Origin of the sequence: Streptomyces hazeniae, assembly GCF_031845485.1 — a bacterium.
Lineage (GTDB): Bacteria > Actinomycetota > Actinomycetes > Streptomycetales > Streptomycetaceae > Streptomyces > Streptomyces hazeniae.
Genome location: NZ_JAVREQ010000002.1, coordinates 110,753 through 124,780, shown reverse-complemented (window position 1 = coordinate 124,780; position 14,028 = coordinate 110,753). Strand labels below are relative to the sequence as shown.

Sequence of the window (14,028 nt, the reverse complement as noted above, 5' to 3'; positions counted from 1 at the left end):
ACACCGCACGGGAGCGCCGGTCACAGCTCCAGCACGCCCACCGTCTCGCCGCCGCTGGTCTCCCCCGTGGGCCGGAAGCCGAGCCTGAGATAGAACGCCTCCGGCCCGCCGGCGCCCGGCTTCCACGTCACGTACGCCTGCGTGCCGCCGCGTCGCCGGATCTCCGCGCACACCGCCTCCACGGCGAACCGGCCGACTCCCCGCCCCTGGCTCCCGGCGGCGACGTTCAGCCGCCACAGGCCGCTGCGGAGCACGCCTTCCGGATCCCTTTCCGTGAAACGGATGTCGAGGAAGGCCATCAGGAACGCGACCGGTTCCTCGCCGTCGAAGACCAGCCGGGGCCAGGCGACGCCGGGCCACACGTACGCCTCGGCCAGCGAATGCGCGACCGGGTCGACGTACCTCTCCTGCTCGGGCCGCACCTTCAGCTCCATGGCGGCTTCCACGTTCTGAGGGGTGAGGCGCTCCAGCCGCAGCGAGGTCATGGCGCGACCCTGTCCGGGGCGATCGGCCCGGCATCGTGCGGCGTACGGGCGCGGGCCGACCCGGTGATCTCTGCACGAGGCAGGTGGTGGCGCTCCCGCGACGGGGGACACAGCCTCCCGTCTCCCCCGCACACTCCGAAAGGACAGGCCACACCATGCGCCTGACGACCCGTCTGCTCCCCACCGCCGCACTTGCCACAGCCCTCACCCTCGGCGCCGCCCCCGCCGCGACGGCCCACACGGTCCCGCTCCCGATGAGCGGCGGCCCGACCAAAGTCGTGCACGAGAGCGGGTACGGCGACGTGACCGCTCGCTGCCCGCTCGGATACCGGGCCACCGGCGGAGGCGTCGCCGTCGACCACAAGGACGAGGTCGCCACCCTCTACTCCCGCCCCACTCAGGACGGCCTCGGCTGGGAGGGCCGCGCCCTCGGCGAGGTCGAGCCCCCGGAGAAGAACGGCGAGCAGAAGGAGAGCAAGCAGAGCAAGGAGGGCAAGGCCGGAAAGAAGGCCGAGAAGAAGCAGGACGAGCTGAACCGCCCGGACGAGAAGCTCCACGGCCTCCCGCTCACGGTCTACGCCGTCTGCTCCCTCTGACGCCTGGGTCCTCCCCCGCTCTTCGAGCGGCCCGCCCTCTTCCGGGGCGGGCCGCGCTGCGTCCTCACCCCTCGCTAGGGTGCGAGGGTGACCGGCACCTGGGAACCCGGCGCCACCGGCGTCGTCCCCCTCCCCTCCGGACGCCTCGTCCGCGGGCGCGGCCTCCGCGCGCCGCTGCCCGACGGCCCGGCACCGGACTTCGCGCTCCACCTCCTCGGCACGCAGCCACCGCCGACCCCCTGGGAATCCCGCTGGCTCCGCTGGCCGGACTTCCGCCTCCCGGCCGACCGCGACCTCGCCCGCGCCCTGCTCGCCGAAGCGTGGACGCGCGCCGCCCGCGAACGCGTCGAGGTCGCCTGCGCAGGCGGCCGCGGCCGTACCGGCACCGCCCTCGCCTGCCTCGCCGTCCTCGACGGCGTCCCCGCCGCCGACGCCGTCGCCCACGTCCGGCGCCACTACCACCCCCGCGCGGTGGAGACCCCCTGGCAGCGCCGCTACGTCCGGCGCTTCCAGCCGTGACGTTCCTGCGGCACTCCCGTTCACCTGTTCGCGTGAACCGCAGGCTGTTCGGGTGATGCGGGGCGGTGGGCGGACCTAGCATCTGACGCATGGTCAGCTCTTCCCACGAGGCGATGCACCGGATCTTCCAGGAGGACCCCGGTGTGTTCGCGCGTACCTTCCGGGCCCTCGGCATCCCGTTCGACGAGCCCGTCACCGCGGCCCTGCTGCCCACGGACCTCACGGAGACGCGCCCCCTGGAGCGCCGCGTGGACACCCTCCTGCGGTTCGACACGGACGCCGGGCCGAGCTTCCTGCTGGCCGTCGAGGCACAGAGCCGGAGAGACCCGGGAAAGGCGTCCAGCTGGGCGTACTACCTCGCGCACCTCTACGCGAAGTACGGCATCCCGCCAGTCCTCCTCGTGGTCTGTCAGGACCAGCGGACCGCGACCTGGGCGAGCGCCCCGGTCCACATCGGGCCACCCCAGTGGAGCGCGCTGACGCTCCGCCCCCTGGTCCTCGGGCCCCACAACGTGCCCGTGATCACCGACCCCGCCCGCGCCGCCCGGGACATCCCCCTCGCCACCCTCTCCGCCGTCACGCACGCCCGCGACCCGGAGGTCGCTGACATACTGGAAGCGCTGGCCTCCGCCATGAAGACGCTCGACGACGACACCGCGAGCGTCTTCGCCGAACTCACCGAACTCGGCCTGGGCGACGCCCCGGCAGCCCAGACCTGGAGGAACCTGATGGCCGTCGACCTCTCCTTCTTCCGCTCCGAGACCTCCCAACGCCTCCGCGCCGAAGGCCGGGCGGAGGGTCATGCCGCCGGGCAGGCGGAGGGCCGCGCTCAGGACGTTCTGCTCCTGCTCGACGAGCGCTCCGTCGACGTCCCCGACGAGGCCCGCCGCCGCATCACCGCGTGCCACGACCTCGACCTCCTCGGCACCTGGCTCCGCCGCGCCATCACCGCCACCACGGCCGACGAGATCTTCGCGGAAACCCCGAGAACGTCAGGCACCTGATGGCCGTGGACCTTTCCTTCTTCCGCTCCGAGACCTCCCAACGCCTCCGCGCCGAAGGCCGGGCGGAGGACATCGTGCTCCTGCTCGAAGAGCGCGAGGTGCACATCCCCGACGAGGCCCGCCACCGCATCACCACATGCCACGACCCCAGCGTGCTGAAGACCTGGTTCCGCCGCGCCATCACCGCCACCACGGCCGACGAGGTCTTCGGCGGAGACTGAACCGGCCGGTCAGGCGTCGTCGGTGGAGGCGGAGATCTTCTTGCCGTAGTCGACGACGTTGCCGTCCTTGGGGGCGTGTATGGCGAAGCCCTGGTTCCACTCGTCGAGTTCGACGGTTCCCGCGCCGCCGGCGCGTTTGAGGCGGAGGGGGTAGGGCGTGCCCTCCAGGGAGACGGCTATGGAGCCGCCGGAGCCGTCGCCGGCGAGGACCTGGACGGCGCGGGTGCCGGCGACCTCCAGCCGGTCCCCGGTGGTGCGTTCGCCGTCGAGCACGAGCAGGCCCTCGAGCAGGACGTCCATCCGTGTGAAGCCGCTGAGCTGGTCGTACGCCGCGTCGCCGTCGGGGACCTTGACGTACTTGCCCTCGAGCTTCTGTGCCGCGGCGAGGTCGGCCTCGGAGGGTTCGCCCTTGTCACCCTTCTCCTGGTCGACCCAGAAGGCGGCGCCGGCCTTGAGGTAGAGGTCCTCCTCGACGCGCAGGAGGGAGAAGGTCTCGCCGCCCTTGGTGGCGACCTCGCCCACGGCGCCGGTGTCCTTGAGCCGCATCTCCAGGCGGTAGGTGTCGCCCTTGGCCACGATGGTGCCGGAGAGGCGGACGGACTCGGCGCCCTCGACCGCGGTGCGGGCCTTCTTCTCGATCTTCGCGGGCGGCAGCTCCTGGACGCCGTTGGTGCCCTGGTCCGGGTCGTCACCGCAGGCGGTGAGGGACACGGTGAGTCCCACGCAGATGGCCGCCGTCAGCGCGGCACTCCGTCGAGTGCGGACCCGTCGCGTCACTGGGGCTTCCTCCGGAGGAAGGGGGGAGAGGGGGACAGGGCCGCACCTTACCCGGCAGGTGTGGGGCCGTGATGAGGCAGTCGCCACCTGCCATGTCGCGGGGCGGGGGCGGGTGGGGGCACGTTAGTCTGAAGCGGACGAAACGCCGGGTCGCGGGGCGCCGCAAGGGGGCGGAACGCCCTCGTTCAGCCCCCGGCCCGCCCGCCGCCCGCCGCGCCCCGGCGACGGCGCGACCGGGCCGGGAGGAAGGGAGCACGTCCGATGGCAGGTTCCTCCCGGGTCTTCGTCTCGCATCTGTCCGGCGTCTCGGTCTTCGACCCGAACGGCGACCGCGTGGGCCGCGTCCGCGACGTGGTGACCCAGCTGCGGCCCGGCGGGCGGGCGCCCGGAGTTCTGGGACTGGTCGTGGAGGTCGTGAGCCGGCGTCGGGTGTTCCTGCCGATGACACGGGTGACGGGCGTCGAGTCGGGCCAGGTGATCACCACCGGCGTGCTGAACATGCGCCGGTTCGAGCAGCGCCCCACCGAGACGCTGGTGCTGGGCGAACTGCTGGACCGGCGGGTGACGCTGGTGGAGTCCGGCGAGGAGGCCACGGTGCTGGACGTCGGGATCGCGCAGCTCCCGGCCCGCCGTGACTGGCAGATCGACAAGGTCTTCGTGCGCCGGGGCCGGGGGGGCCGGTCCGCGACGCTGCGGCGCCGGGGCGAGACGCTGACCGTGGAGTGGTCGGCGGTGACGGGCTTCGCGCTGGAGGAGTCGGGCCAGGGCGCCGCTAACCTGCTGGCCACCTTCGAGCAGCTGCGGGCGCCGGACCTGGCGAACGTGCTGCACCACCTGTCGCCGAAGCGGCGTGCCGAGGTGGCGGCCGCACTGGACGACGACCGGCTGGCGGACGTGCTGGAGGAGCTGCCCGAGGACGACCAGGTGGAGATCCTGGGCAAGCTGAAGGACGAGCGAGCCGCTGACGTGCTGGAGGCGATGGACCCGGACGACGCGGCCGACCTGCTGTCGGAGCTGCCGGAGGAGGAGCAGGAACGTCTCCTCACTCTGATGCGGCCGCAGGACGCGGCACCCGTGCGGCGGTTGCTCACGTACGAGGAGGACACGGCCGGCGGCATGATGACCACCGAGCCGATCATCCTGCGGCCGGACGCGACGGTCGCGGAGGCCCTGGCCCGGGTGCGGAACGCGGACCTGTCGGCGCCGCTGGCCGCGCAGGTGTACGTGGTGCGGCCGCCGGACGAGACACCGACCGGGAAGTACCTGGGCGTGGTGCACTTCCAGCGGCTGCTGCGCGACCCGCCGTTCACGCTGGTGGGTTCGATCGTGGACAGCGACCTGCGGCCGCTGCCTCCCGACACCCGGCTTCCGGCACTGACCAGCTACCTGGCGACGTACAACATCGTCGCGGCGCCCGTCGTCGACGACGGCGAGCACCTGCTGGGCGCCGTGACGGTCGACGACGTCCTGGACCACCTGCTGCCGTCGGACTGGCGCGAGTCCCCGGCGGCGGCCCTGCCCGGCCTGTCGGGGGACGGCGCGCCGGGCCCCGCGGCCGACACCGGCGGCGCCGCGACCACCGAGGAGCTGCGCGAGGACGTACGAAGGGCCTTCGATGGCTGAGCGCGACGAGCAGCGCCCCTCCCGCGCGGGCGCGGGCGCCGCCGCGGCCGGCACGGGCACGCGGGTACGGCTGGACCAGCCGCGGGTGCCGCGGCGCAGCCTGCTGCCGGAGTACGACCCGGACGCCTTCGGGCGCCTGTCGGAGAAGATCGCCCGCTTCCTGGGCACCGGCCGCTTCATCGTCTGGATGACGGCGGTGGTGATCCTCTGGATCGGCTGGAACGTGGTGATGCCGCCGGCCGTGCGGTTCGACGAGTACCCGTTCATCCTGCTGACGCTGGCTCTGTCGCTCCAGGCGTCGTACGCCGCGCCGCTGATCCTGCTGGCGCAGAACCGGCAGGACGACCGGGACCGGGTGAACCTGGAGCAGGACCGGAAGCGCAACGACCGCAGCATCGCCGACACGGAGTTCCTGTCCCGGGAGGTCGCGTCGCTGCGGCTGGGGCTGGGCGAGGTGGCGACCCGCGACTGGATCCGCTCCGAGCTCCAGGACGTGGTCAAGGAGCTGCAGCACACGAACGGTCACGGCCCGGCGCCCGACGCCCCGCCGCACGACGGTCACGGCTACGAGCACCCGGGCGAGCATCGCCGGGCGGGGCGGGGCCGCGAAGGGGACGGGCGCGAACCGCACGGCCGCGACCGCCGGACGGACCCGGAGCCCGGCGCGCAGCGCGGCCCGCGGCGCCGCAGGGGTGACCAAGACCGCTGACGGCTCCCCTTCGGCACGGCGGTCCCGTCCCCTTACCATTTCCCCATGGCTACCGAACCGTACGAGACCACTCCCACCGAGGACGCGGTGCGCGCCGCACTGGCGACGGTGAACGACCCGGAGATCCACCGGCCGATCACCGACCTGGGGATGGTCAAATCCGTCGACGTCGCACCGGACGGCTCGGTCGCGGTCGGCGTCTACCTCACGGTCTCGGGCTGCCCGATGCGCGACACGATCACGGCGAACGTCACCGAGGCCGTGCAGAAGGTGCCGGGCGTCTCCGGCGTCAGCGTGGAGCTGGACGTGATGAGCGACGAGCAGCGCCGTGAGCTGCGCGACTCGCTGCGCGGCGGCAAGGCCGAGCGGGAGGTGCCCTTCGCGCAGCCGGGATCGCTGACCCGCGTGTACTGCGTGGCGTCCGGCAAGGGCGGCGTCGGCAAGTCCTCCGTCACGGTCAACCTCGCCGCGGCGATGGCGGCGGACGGGCTGAAGGTCGGCGTCGTGGACGCGGACATCTACGGCCACTCGGTGCCGCGCATGCTGGGCACGGACGACGCCCGGCCCACCCAGGTCGAGGACATGATCATGCCGCCGTCGGCGAACGGCGTGAAGGTCATCTCCATCGGCATGTTCACCCCGGGGAACGCGCCGGTCGTGTGGCGCGGCCCGATGCTGCACCGTGCGCTGCAGCAGTTCCTGGCGGACGTCTACTGGGGCGACCTGGACGTGCTGCTGCTGGACCTGCCGCCGGGCACCGGCGACATCGCGATCTCCGTCGCCCAGCTGATCCCGAACGCGGAGATCCTGGTGGTGACGACGCCGCAGCAGGCGGCCGCCGAGGTGGCCGAGCGGGCCGGGTCGATCGCGGTGCAGACGCACCAGAAGATCGTCGGCGTGATCGAGAACATGTCCGGTCTGCCCTGCCCGCACTGCGACGAGATGGTGGACGTGTTCGGCACTGGCGGCGGCCAGCGGGTGGCCGACGGACTGACCAGGACGACCGGCGCCCAGGTGCCGGTGCTCGGTTCCATCCCGATCGACGTCCGGCTGCGCGAGGGCGGCGACGAGGGCAGGCCCGTGGTGCTGACTGGCCCCGAGTCGCCGGCCGGCGCGGCCATCCGCGCGGTGGCGGGCAAGATCGGCGGACGCGAGCGTGGGCTGTCCGGCATGTCGCTGGGGCTGACGCCGAGCAACAAGTTCTGACGCCCCCGGGCGGGGCGCCGCAGCACGGTGAAGGGCCGCACCCTCGGGGTGCGGCCCTTCACCGTCGCGGGCTGCGGGGACGTCCGGCAGGGGTCGCGGGGGCGCCCGTCCGGTCCGCCGGCTCAGTCGGCGGGCGGCGCGTAGCCCGCGATGTCCTTCACCACGGAGAAGCCAAGGCCGTACGCGCTCATGCCGCGCCCGTAGGCGCCGATGTGCACGCCCTCCTGGGCGGGCCCGGCGAGCACCCAGCCGTACTCGGACTCGCGGTAGTGGAACTCGGTCGGCACCCCGTCCACCGGGAGGGTGAGCCGGGACCAGCCGGAACCGCCCAGGTCGTCGGCGAGCTCCCAGGAGAGGGCGGTCTGCTGGTCGAGCCAGTCCTGCCGCAGTGCCCGCTCCATCTCGGTCGGCCAGGTGCAGGACAGCAGCCCCGAGCCGGCCAGCCAGGCGGCGGTCGACACCGAGGTCGCCTCCAGCACGCCGGTGCCGTCGCCGCTGTGGCGCACCGGACGCCCCGCGACGGTCACCACCACGGCGAACCGCTGGACCTCCAGGCCCTGGTCCCCCTTCCAGGACGGCACCTCGCCGTGACCGGTCGAGCCGTGCTCGACGGTGCCGTCGGCGGCCGTGCCGACCCGCATCAGCCAGCGGGCCCCCGTGAACGCCTCGTCGAGGCCGTACCAGGGGAAGTCGGCCGTCAGGTATCCGTCGACCCCCCGTCTCGCTCCGGGCGCGTCCTGTGCGGCGGGCGCTTCTTCGCCGGCCGGCGTACCGCCGGGCACTGCCTGCGGTTCCACCCGACTCGTCGTCTCCATGTGCGCGACGCCTCCTCGTTGGCTTCCTCGGTCGGCCCGGCTCAGAGGCCCGGGACGCCCGACCACGGACACAGGGAGGATAGCCACCCGGAACGGCCGTGTCGGGCATGCCTGACGTTACGCGCCCCCCGAATGCTTCGCGCGCCGACGCGGAAATCCCCGCGGACGTGCGGAGTAACTGCTATCGCCCCAGGGTGACGCGAGTGGCGGGGGTGACGGAGGTCACGCGAGTGACCGGCGGGAGGGGCGGTCGCCGAAGCACCGGGACGGCGTACGGCGGCCGCCGGAGGAGGACGGACCGGAGGCGGCGCGAGCGGCGGTCTCAGGTGGCGTCGGCGTCGTACGGCGGCGCGTCGTCCGCCGCCGTACCGGGCTTCCCGCCGTCCTTGTCGAGCCGCACGCTGCCCGGCTCCTCGGCGGCGGACGCCGTGGAGCCGTTCGGGGAGGCGCTGACGGGGACCGTGCCGGAGTCGTCGTCCCGGCTGTTGACCGCGTCGGTGACCTCCGCGAGGTCCTTGCGCAGGTCGAAGCCGTTGCGGATCTCCTTGATGCCAAGATCGTCGTTGTCCAGCAGGTGCTTGCGGGCGAAGTTCTTCGGGTTGAGGTCCTCGAACTCGAAGTCCTTGAACTCCGGGCCCAGCTCGCTGCGGATGTCCTCCTTGGCGTTGTCGGAGAACGCCCGCACTTTGCGGACGAGCCCGGCCACGTCCTGGATCAGCTTCGGCAGCTTCTCCGGGCCGAAGACGAAGATGGCGAGGACGATGAGCGCGATCAGCTCGGGGACTCCTATGTCGAACACCTTCACTCCCTCAAGCGTCGTCCGCGACCGTCGTCTGCGTGGCCTTGCCGGTGTGTGACCGGGACGGGTGCGTGACCGCACGGCCCCGACAGCACGGTACCGCAGGCAGGCGGCCCTGTGGACGCCCCGGGCGCAGGTGCTGCGGCCTTCCCGCCGCCCCGCCGGCCGGGCGGGTCAGCCGCCCGCGGACGAGCCGAGGGTCAGCCGTACGACGCGCTCCTCCCCGTCCCGTTCGACGGTGAGGGAGAGACGGTCGCCGGGGCGGTGGCTGCGGATGCGCACGATCAGTTCCTCCGCGTCCTCCACGGGTGCGCCGTCGACCCGCGTCACCACGTCTCCGGCCCGGATGCCGGCCTCGTCGGCGGGACCGCCGGGGACCACCGAGGGGTCGCCGTCGTCGTCCGCGGCGACCCGTGCGCCGTCTCCGCGGTGGGCCAGGTCGAGCGAGACGCCGATCACGGGATGGGTGGCGCGGCCGGTGTTGATCAGTTCCTCGGCGACCCGCCGGGCCTGGTTGACCGGGATGGCGAAACCCAGCCCGATGCTGCCGCCCCCGGTGTCGCCGGGCATGTCGTAGGGGCTCTCGTCCGCGGACCGGATGGCGCTGTTGATGCCGATCACCCGGCCCTCGGCGTCGACGAGCGGGCCGCCCGAGTTGCCGGGGTTGATGGAGGCGTCGGTCTGCAGCGCGTTCACGTAGCTCACGTCGCCGCCCTCCGTCTCGCCGCCGGCGGTCACCGGGCGCTCCTTGGCGCTGATGATGCCCGTGGTGACGGTGCCCGCCAGGTCGTAGGGCGCGCCGACGGCGATGACCGGGTCGCCGACCCGGACGGAGTCGGAGTTGCCGAGCGGCAGCGGGTGCAGGCCGGACACGCCGTCCACGCGGAGCACGGCCAGGTCGTACCCGGCGTCGCTGCCGACCACCTCCGCGTCGGCGGTCTGGCCACTGTGGAAACGGACCTGCACCTCGCCCGACGCGCCGCCGTCCCCGGCGGGCTGGACGACGTGGTGATTGGTGAGGACGTGGCCCCGGTCGTCCAGCACGAAGCCCGTGCCGGTGCCCTGACCGCCCGGCCCGCTGACGTGGATGGTCACCACGCCGGGCAGCACGGCCTGCGCGATCGCCGCGACGCTGCCCTCGGCGCGGCGGCTGCTCTGCTCGGCGGGCGCCTGCGGGAGCCGGACGGTGCTGAAGCTGCCGTTCCGTTCGGCGTACGTGCCGACCACGCCGCCGCAGACGCCGGCGACCAGGGCGAGGAGCAACGCGCCGACCAGGACACCGGCCCGGCCGCGCCGTCGCCGGGGTGGCACGGCCGGGGGCGCCGTGGGCGGCGCGAGTGGCGCCGCCCACGGGTCGTACCGCAGGGCCGGGACCGCGGGCGCGGCCGGGGGTGGCTGCGCGGCGCCGTGTGCGGGCGGCCCGGCGACCGCTGGAGGGAGGTGGACGCCGTGCGCGGGAGTGGGCTGGGGGCGCTGCACCGGCGGTGCGGGCGCCCAGGGCCCGGGGCCGCCGTACGGCGGGGTGCCGTACGGGTCCGGGGCGTGCAGCGGACGCGCGGCGGCCGGCGGCTCGGCGGGCGCCGTGGCGTCCGCGGGGGCTGCGGCGTCCGCGGGGGCTGCGGCGTCCGCGGGGGCTGCGGCGTCCGGGCGGGCCGACGGTGGTGGGGCCGGCACCGGGTCGGCCTGCGGAGGCTGGGTGACCGGCCCGGTCCCGGTCCCGGGATCGGGATCGGGACCGCCCGGGCCGACCTGGACGGGCGGCGGCGCGGCGGGGGCTCCGGCGGTGGCCGGAGCCGGGCGGCTCCACCACCGGGGCGTGCGGGCGGTCGGCTTCCCCTCGGTCATGCGGAGGATTCAACCAGCCGGACGCGCGGAAGTCCTCCCGGCCCCGCGCATTCCTCGCCGCAACGGCCGCGCCGCACCACCGGGGGGTTGGGGTATGAGGGGGTTGCCGCTCACGGCCGTGACGCACGAGGCCCCGCCCGGGCGGAAGGCTCGGGCGAGCGCCGCCGCGCGCGCCGCGCGCGCCTGCCGGGCCGGTCACGGGCGAGGCCGTGGTCCGCCGGTTCGCCGGTTCGCCCGGGAGGACGAGGACCTGTCCGGCGGATCTTCTCGGCCCGCGACGACGGCTACGGCACCTCTCCCCCGTGGCCCTTCGGTCACGGGGGTGCCCCCACCGTTGTCGCATCGCGGTCGCATCGCGCGAGTACGACACGTACGAGCTGCGGTCCTCCGCCGTGCGAGGCGTCCCCTCGGTCCTGGCGGACCTGGGGAGACCCCCTGCACCAGACGACGCGGGCCGGCCGTCAAAGATCCGCCGGACAGGCCCTAAGGCCGGGGGCCGGCCATGGGGAGCGCGGGTGCGGGGGCGGGCGCCGGCTCGGCGTCCACTCCGGTCGGCGGCGCTTCCGGCACCACCCGGGGCGGCAGCGGGGCCCGCGTCAGCGACGGCGTGAAGACGGAGTACCCGGCCAGCGGGGCACGGCTGTGCGAGGCGGCGACCAGGGCGATCGGCGCCCGCATGGGCGTGGCGGCCAGGCTGCGGGCACCGCGCTCCGCGCTCAGCGTGGTGGCCGTGCGCCGGCGCGACTCGCCTGCTGCGGCGGCCGTGGTCGCGGCGGGCCGCGCCTGGTTGGCGGTCGAGGCCGTGCCCCGTTCGCCGGGGGCCTGGGTGGCACCGCTGAGCGTGGCGCCGCCGACCGTGCCGCTCAGGGCGAGCGCCGCCATGGAGAACGCGCCGGCCGCGGCGAACGCGAACCGCCGGCCCCGCGAGGCGGAACGGTCGAGGTCGTGGTCCCGGTGCGAGCGGGCGCCGTGGGCGGGAGCGAGCACGCTGGGCCCTGAACCGCCCGGCAGCGGGGCGAAGAGCAGCGGCGAGCGGCCCCCGCCGAGGCCGCCGGCCGGCGCGGTCAGGGGGGCGTCGCCACGGGAAAGGCCGCCGGGCCCGGAACCGCCGGGCATGCCGCCGGCGCCGCCTGCCGGGAGGCCCTGGAGACGGGCCAGCAGACCGTCGGACGGCGGCGGGGGAGCGGTGTCCGCGAAGACGCTCTTCAGCCTGCGCTGCGCGTCCGCCTCGGTCTTGCAGCTCCAGCACGTCGCGAGGTGCGACAGGACGCGCTCCCGCGCGTCGTGACCCAGCTCGCCGTCGACCAGCGCGGCGAGCCGGTCCCCGAGATGCTGCTCGACCGGCGTGAGCCCGTTGTCGCTGGAGTTCACCCGTGACCGACCCCCTCGGCCGCACCACCCGCCGGCACCGCCACGGCGGTCGTCGACACGGTCTGCGGCTCCGGCGCCCACGGCCCGGATTCCGTCGCCTCGCCCGGCTGCTCCGGCGGCTGCCCGGCCTGCTGCTCCGAACGCGCGGCCGGTGAACGGTGCTTGAGCGCCTTGCGCAGGTGCGAGCGTCCGCGGTGGATGCGGCTGCGCACGGTGCCCAGCTTCACGCCCAGCGTCGCGGCGATCTCCTCGTAGCTCAGCCCCTCGATGTCGCAGAGGACCACCGCGGCCCGGAACTCCGGGGCCAGGGTGTCCAGCGCCTGCTGCACGTCGGCGTCGAAGTGCGTGTCGTTGAAGTGCTGCTGCGGGGTGGGCTCGCGGCTCGGCAGCCGCTCCGCCGCGTCGTCGGCGAGGGCGTCGAACCGGATGCGCTGCTTCCGCCGCACCGTGTCCAGGAAGAGGTTGGTGGTGATGCGGTGCAGCCAGCCCTCGAAGGTGCCGGGCGTGTACGTCGACAGGGAACGGAAGACGCGGACGAAGACCTCCTGGGTGAGGTCCTCGGCGTCGTGCTGGTTGCCGGTGAGGCGGTAGGCCAGGCGGTAGACCCGTGCGCTGTGCGTGCTGACGATCTCCTCCCAGGAGGGAGGGGTCCAGGCCTGCGCATCCGCATCGGTGTCGAAGGTGGCGGTCTTGGCGGAGTCGGCGGCGGTGTGGACGCGGTCAGCGGTGTCGGTCACGGATTTCGGCTCGCCCGCCGGCCGACGAAAGCGCCTCAGCACTCCCAGGCCACCGCGCGCAGCCGCACCTCCCCTGTCGGCTCTGGTGGTGTCCAGTGGAGCCCCAACCATAGCCACCTCGCCCGTTAGCTCCGGATAAGCAGAATTGACCGGCTTTCGGTCCTGCTTCGCAGGTCTCTTTCCTCTCCCCACAACGCCCGGTCCCATCATCGGGTTCCCGGCCCAACGGATACAGTCACCGTTGCGTCGTCCACGGGGACAGGAGAGGGCCATTACCGGCAACCGGCAGACGAGCTGGGCGTTCGCCGACGCCTACGGCTCCGAGCTCGCCGAGAACGCGGAGAGCGCAGCCCTGGACTGGGCCCGCGAGCGCGCCCGCGACGCCGGCGTGCGCCCGGTTTCACAGGGCACGGGCGCCGCGCTCCGGCTGCTGGCGGCCACCGTGGACGCCAAGGCGGTCGCCGAGATCGGGACCGGGACCGGAGTCTCGGGCATCCACCTGCTGCGCGGGATGCGGCCGGACGGCGTCCTCACCACCGTCGACCTCGAACCGGAGCGGCAGACGTTCGCCCGGGAGGCGTTCCGCACCGCCGGCTTCGCCGGGAACCGGGCGCGCTTCATCCCCGGCCACGCCCTGGACGTGCTGCCCCGTCTCGCGGACGGCGGGTACGACCTGGTGTTCTGCGACGGAGCCCGGTCGGAGTACCCGGACTACCTGGGCGAATCGCTGCGCCTGCTGCGGCCGGGAGGGCTCCTCTGTTTCGAGGGCGTCTTCGCCGGCGGCAGCACCGTCGACTCCGGCGACCGGCGCCTCGAGGTCGAGCGGCTGCGCGAGCTGCTGCGGACGGTGCGGGAGAGCGTGGACCTGCTGCCGTCGCTGCTGCCGGTCGGCGACGGGCTGCTGTGTGCGGTGAAGCGGGCCTCCGGCCGCTAGTGCTGTGACCGGGAAGGTTCACCCGCTCGCGCCGCCCGGCACGGCGGCACCCGGAACCTCCGGCCGTACAGACGGCTCCGCCCCGGGGCCGCGCGGCGCGCGATGCTCCCGGGGCGGAACGGTGATGACTGGGTCAGCCGCAGACCTTCTTCAGCTCTTCGCCGAGCGCTACCGCTTCGTCGGGGGTCAGCTCGACGACGAGTCGCCCGCCGCCTTCGAGCGGAACGCGCATGACGATGCCCCGCCCCTCCTTGGTCACCTCGAGCGGGCCGTCGCCCGTCCGCGGCTTCATGGCCGCCATGCTCGTTCCCCTTCCTGAAACCAGCTCATCGTCAGCCGACGGCCTCTGCACAGGCACGTGTCACCGGCATCGAACACATTGCTTCT

The 14,028-nt window shown here is 74.1% G+C and carries 16 protein-coding genes; 8 read left to right on the top strand and 8 right to left on the bottom strand.

Annotated features, from left to right (window positions below):
* Positions 1–20: 20 nt before the first annotated feature.
* Complete coding sequence (locus RM572_RS04355) at positions 21–485, bottom strand: GNAT family N-acetyltransferase (RefSeq protein WP_311671932.1); 465 nt, start codon at positions 483–485, stop codon at positions 21–23.
* 155 nt (positions 486–640) lie between these two features.
* Here RM572_RS04355 and RM572_RS04350 point away from each other — a divergent pair, with 155 nt between their 5' ends.
* The 4 genes from RM572_RS04350 (at position 641) to RM572_RS04335 (ending at position 2,825) form a co-directional block, all read left to right on the top strand.
* The gene (locus tag RM572_RS04350) at positions 641–1,081 is read left to right on the top strand and encodes a hypothetical protein (RefSeq protein ID WP_311671931.1); all 441 of its coding nucleotides are present in this window, start codon (positions 641–643) and stop codon (positions 1,079–1,081) included.
* An 87-nt stretch (positions 1,082–1,168) separates the two neighbouring features.
* Positions 1,169–1,600, top strand: a complete 432-nt coding sequence (locus tag RM572_RS04345) for a protein-tyrosine phosphatase family protein (protein WP_311671930.1) — start codon at positions 1,169–1,171, stop codon at positions 1,598–1,600.
* 89 nt (positions 1,601–1,689) lie between these two features.
* On the top strand, positions 1,690–2,604 hold the full coding sequence (locus RM572_RS04340; RefSeq protein WP_311671929.1) for a hypothetical protein: 915 nt from the start codon (positions 1,690–1,692) through the stop codon (positions 2,602–2,604).
* A complete protein-coding gene (locus RM572_RS04335; RefSeq protein WP_311671928.1) occupies positions 2,604–2,825 on the top strand; it encodes a hypothetical protein in 222 nt (73 codons plus the stop codon). The genes RM572_RS04340 and RM572_RS04335 overlap by 1 nt, the downstream gene beginning before the upstream one ends.
* Positions 2,826–2,834: 9 nt before the next feature.
* On the opposite strand, the gene RM572_RS04330 is transcribed toward RM572_RS04335, so the two are convergent.
* Complete coding sequence (locus tag RM572_RS04330) at positions 2,835–3,602, bottom strand: hypothetical protein (protein WP_311671927.1); 768 nt, start codon at positions 3,600–3,602, stop codon at positions 2,835–2,837.
* A gap of 261 nt (positions 3,603–3,863) precedes the next feature.
* Between RM572_RS04330 and RM572_RS04325 the strand changes: the two genes are divergently transcribed.
* Genes RM572_RS04325 through RM572_RS04315 form a run of 3 tightly spaced genes read left to right on the top strand, consistent with a single transcriptional unit; the run spans position 3,864 to position 7,140 of the window.
* On the top strand, positions 3,864–5,225 hold the full coding sequence (locus RM572_RS04325) for a magnesium transporter MgtE N-terminal domain-containing protein (RefSeq protein ID WP_311671926.1): 1,362 nt from the start codon (positions 3,864–3,866) through the stop codon (positions 5,223–5,225).
* Positions 5,218–5,934 (top strand): DUF1003 domain-containing protein, encoded by a 717-nt coding sequence (locus RM572_RS04320; protein WP_311671925.1) that lies wholly within the window; start codon positions 5,218–5,220, stop codon positions 5,932–5,934. The genes RM572_RS04325 and RM572_RS04320 overlap by 8 nt, the downstream gene beginning before the upstream one ends.
* 45 nt (positions 5,935–5,979) lie before the next feature.
* Positions 5,980–7,140 (top strand): Mrp/NBP35 family ATP-binding protein, encoded by a 1,161-nt coding sequence (locus RM572_RS04315; protein WP_311671924.1) that lies wholly within the window; start codon positions 5,980–5,982, stop codon positions 7,138–7,140.
* A 122-nt stretch (positions 7,141–7,262) separates the two neighbouring features.
* Here RM572_RS04315 and RM572_RS04310 read toward each other — a convergent pair whose 3' ends face one another.
* From RM572_RS04310 to sigE, 5 genes are all read right to left on the bottom strand, one after another.
* Positions 7,263–7,955 (bottom strand): hypothetical protein, encoded by a 693-nt coding sequence (locus tag RM572_RS04310; RefSeq protein WP_311671923.1) that lies wholly within the window; start codon positions 7,953–7,955, stop codon positions 7,263–7,265.
* A gap of 322 nt (positions 7,956–8,277) precedes the next feature.
* Positions 8,278–8,754, bottom strand: coding sequence for a sec-independent translocase (locus RM572_RS04305; RefSeq protein WP_311671922.1), 477 nt, complete (start codon positions 8,752–8,754; stop codon positions 8,278–8,280).
* A 174-nt stretch (positions 8,755–8,928) separates the two neighbouring features.
* The gene (locus tag RM572_RS04300; RefSeq protein ID WP_311671921.1) at positions 8,929–10,599 is read right to left on the bottom strand and encodes a S1C family serine protease; all 1,671 of its coding nucleotides are present in this window, start codon (positions 10,597–10,599) and stop codon (positions 8,929–8,931) included.
* 483 nt (positions 10,600–11,082) lie between these two features.
* Positions 11,083–11,970, bottom strand: a complete 888-nt coding sequence (locus RM572_RS04295; RefSeq protein ID WP_311671920.1) for a hypothetical protein — start codon at positions 11,968–11,970, stop codon at positions 11,083–11,085.
* Positions 11,967–12,818: an RNA polymerase sigma factor SigE gene (gene sigE, locus RM572_RS04290; protein WP_311671919.1), complete on the bottom strand. Its 852-nt coding sequence runs from the start codon at positions 12,816–12,818 to the stop codon at positions 11,967–11,969. Before sigE ends, RM572_RS04295 begins: the two co-directional genes overlap by 4 nt.
* Before the next feature lie 130 nt (positions 12,819–12,948).
* Between sigE and RM572_RS04285 the strand changes: the two genes are divergently transcribed.
* Complete coding sequence (locus RM572_RS04285) at positions 12,949–13,641, top strand: O-methyltransferase (protein WP_311671918.1); 693 nt, start codon at positions 12,949–12,951, stop codon at positions 13,639–13,641.
* A gap of 133 nt (positions 13,642–13,774) precedes the next feature.
* On the opposite strand, the gene RM572_RS04280 is transcribed toward RM572_RS04285, so the two are convergent.
* Positions 13,775–13,942, bottom strand: coding sequence for a DUF3117 domain-containing protein (locus RM572_RS04280; protein ID WP_106965600.1), 168 nt, complete (start codon positions 13,940–13,942; stop codon positions 13,775–13,777).
* Positions 13,943–14,028: the final 86 nt, after the last annotated feature.

What these genes read in the sequence shown, in the direction of transcription:
- RM572_RS04320 (WP_311671925.1), top strand. Translation starts at nt 5,218, where the DNA reads ATGGCTGAGCGCGACGAGCAGCGCCCCTCCCGCGCGGGCGCGGGCGCC.
- RM572_RS04315 (WP_311671924.1), top strand. Translation starts at nt 5,980, where the DNA reads ATGGCTACCGAACCGTACGAGACCACTCCCACCGAGGACGCGGTGCGC.
- sigE (WP_311671919.1), bottom strand. Translation starts at nt 12,818, where the DNA reads ATGGTTGGGGCTCCACTGGACACCACCAGAGCCGACAGGGGAGGTGCG.
- RM572_RS04335 (WP_311671928.1), top strand. Translation starts at nt 2,604, where the DNA reads ATGGCCGTGGACCTTTCCTTCTTCCGCTCCGAGACCTCCCAACGCCTC.
- RM572_RS04280 (WP_106965600.1), bottom strand. Translation starts at nt 13,942, where the DNA reads ATGGCGGCCATGAAGCCGCGGACGGGCGACGGCCCGCTCGAGGTGACC.
- RM572_RS04350 (WP_311671931.1), top strand. Translation starts at nt 641, where the DNA reads ATGCGCCTGACGACCCGTCTGCTCCCCACCGCCGCACTTGCCACAGCC.
- RM572_RS04310 (WP_311671923.1), bottom strand. Translation starts at nt 7,955, where the DNA reads ATGGAGACGACGAGTCGGGTGGAACCGCAGGCAGTGCCCGGCGGTACG.
- RM572_RS04340 (WP_311671929.1), top strand. Translation starts at nt 1,690, where the DNA reads ATGGTCAGCTCTTCCCACGAGGCGATGCACCGGATCTTCCAGGAGGAC.
- RM572_RS04300 (WP_311671921.1), bottom strand. Translation starts at nt 10,599, where the DNA reads ATGACCGAGGGGAAGCCGACCGCCCGCACGCCCCGGTGGTGGAGCCGC.
- RM572_RS04325 (WP_311671926.1), top strand. Translation starts at nt 3,864, where the DNA reads ATGGCAGGTTCCTCCCGGGTCTTCGTCTCGCATCTGTCCGGCGTCTCG.
- RM572_RS04355 (WP_311671932.1), bottom strand. Translation starts at nt 485, where the DNA reads ATGACCTCGCTGCGGCTGGAGCGCCTCACCCCTCAGAACGTGGAAGCC.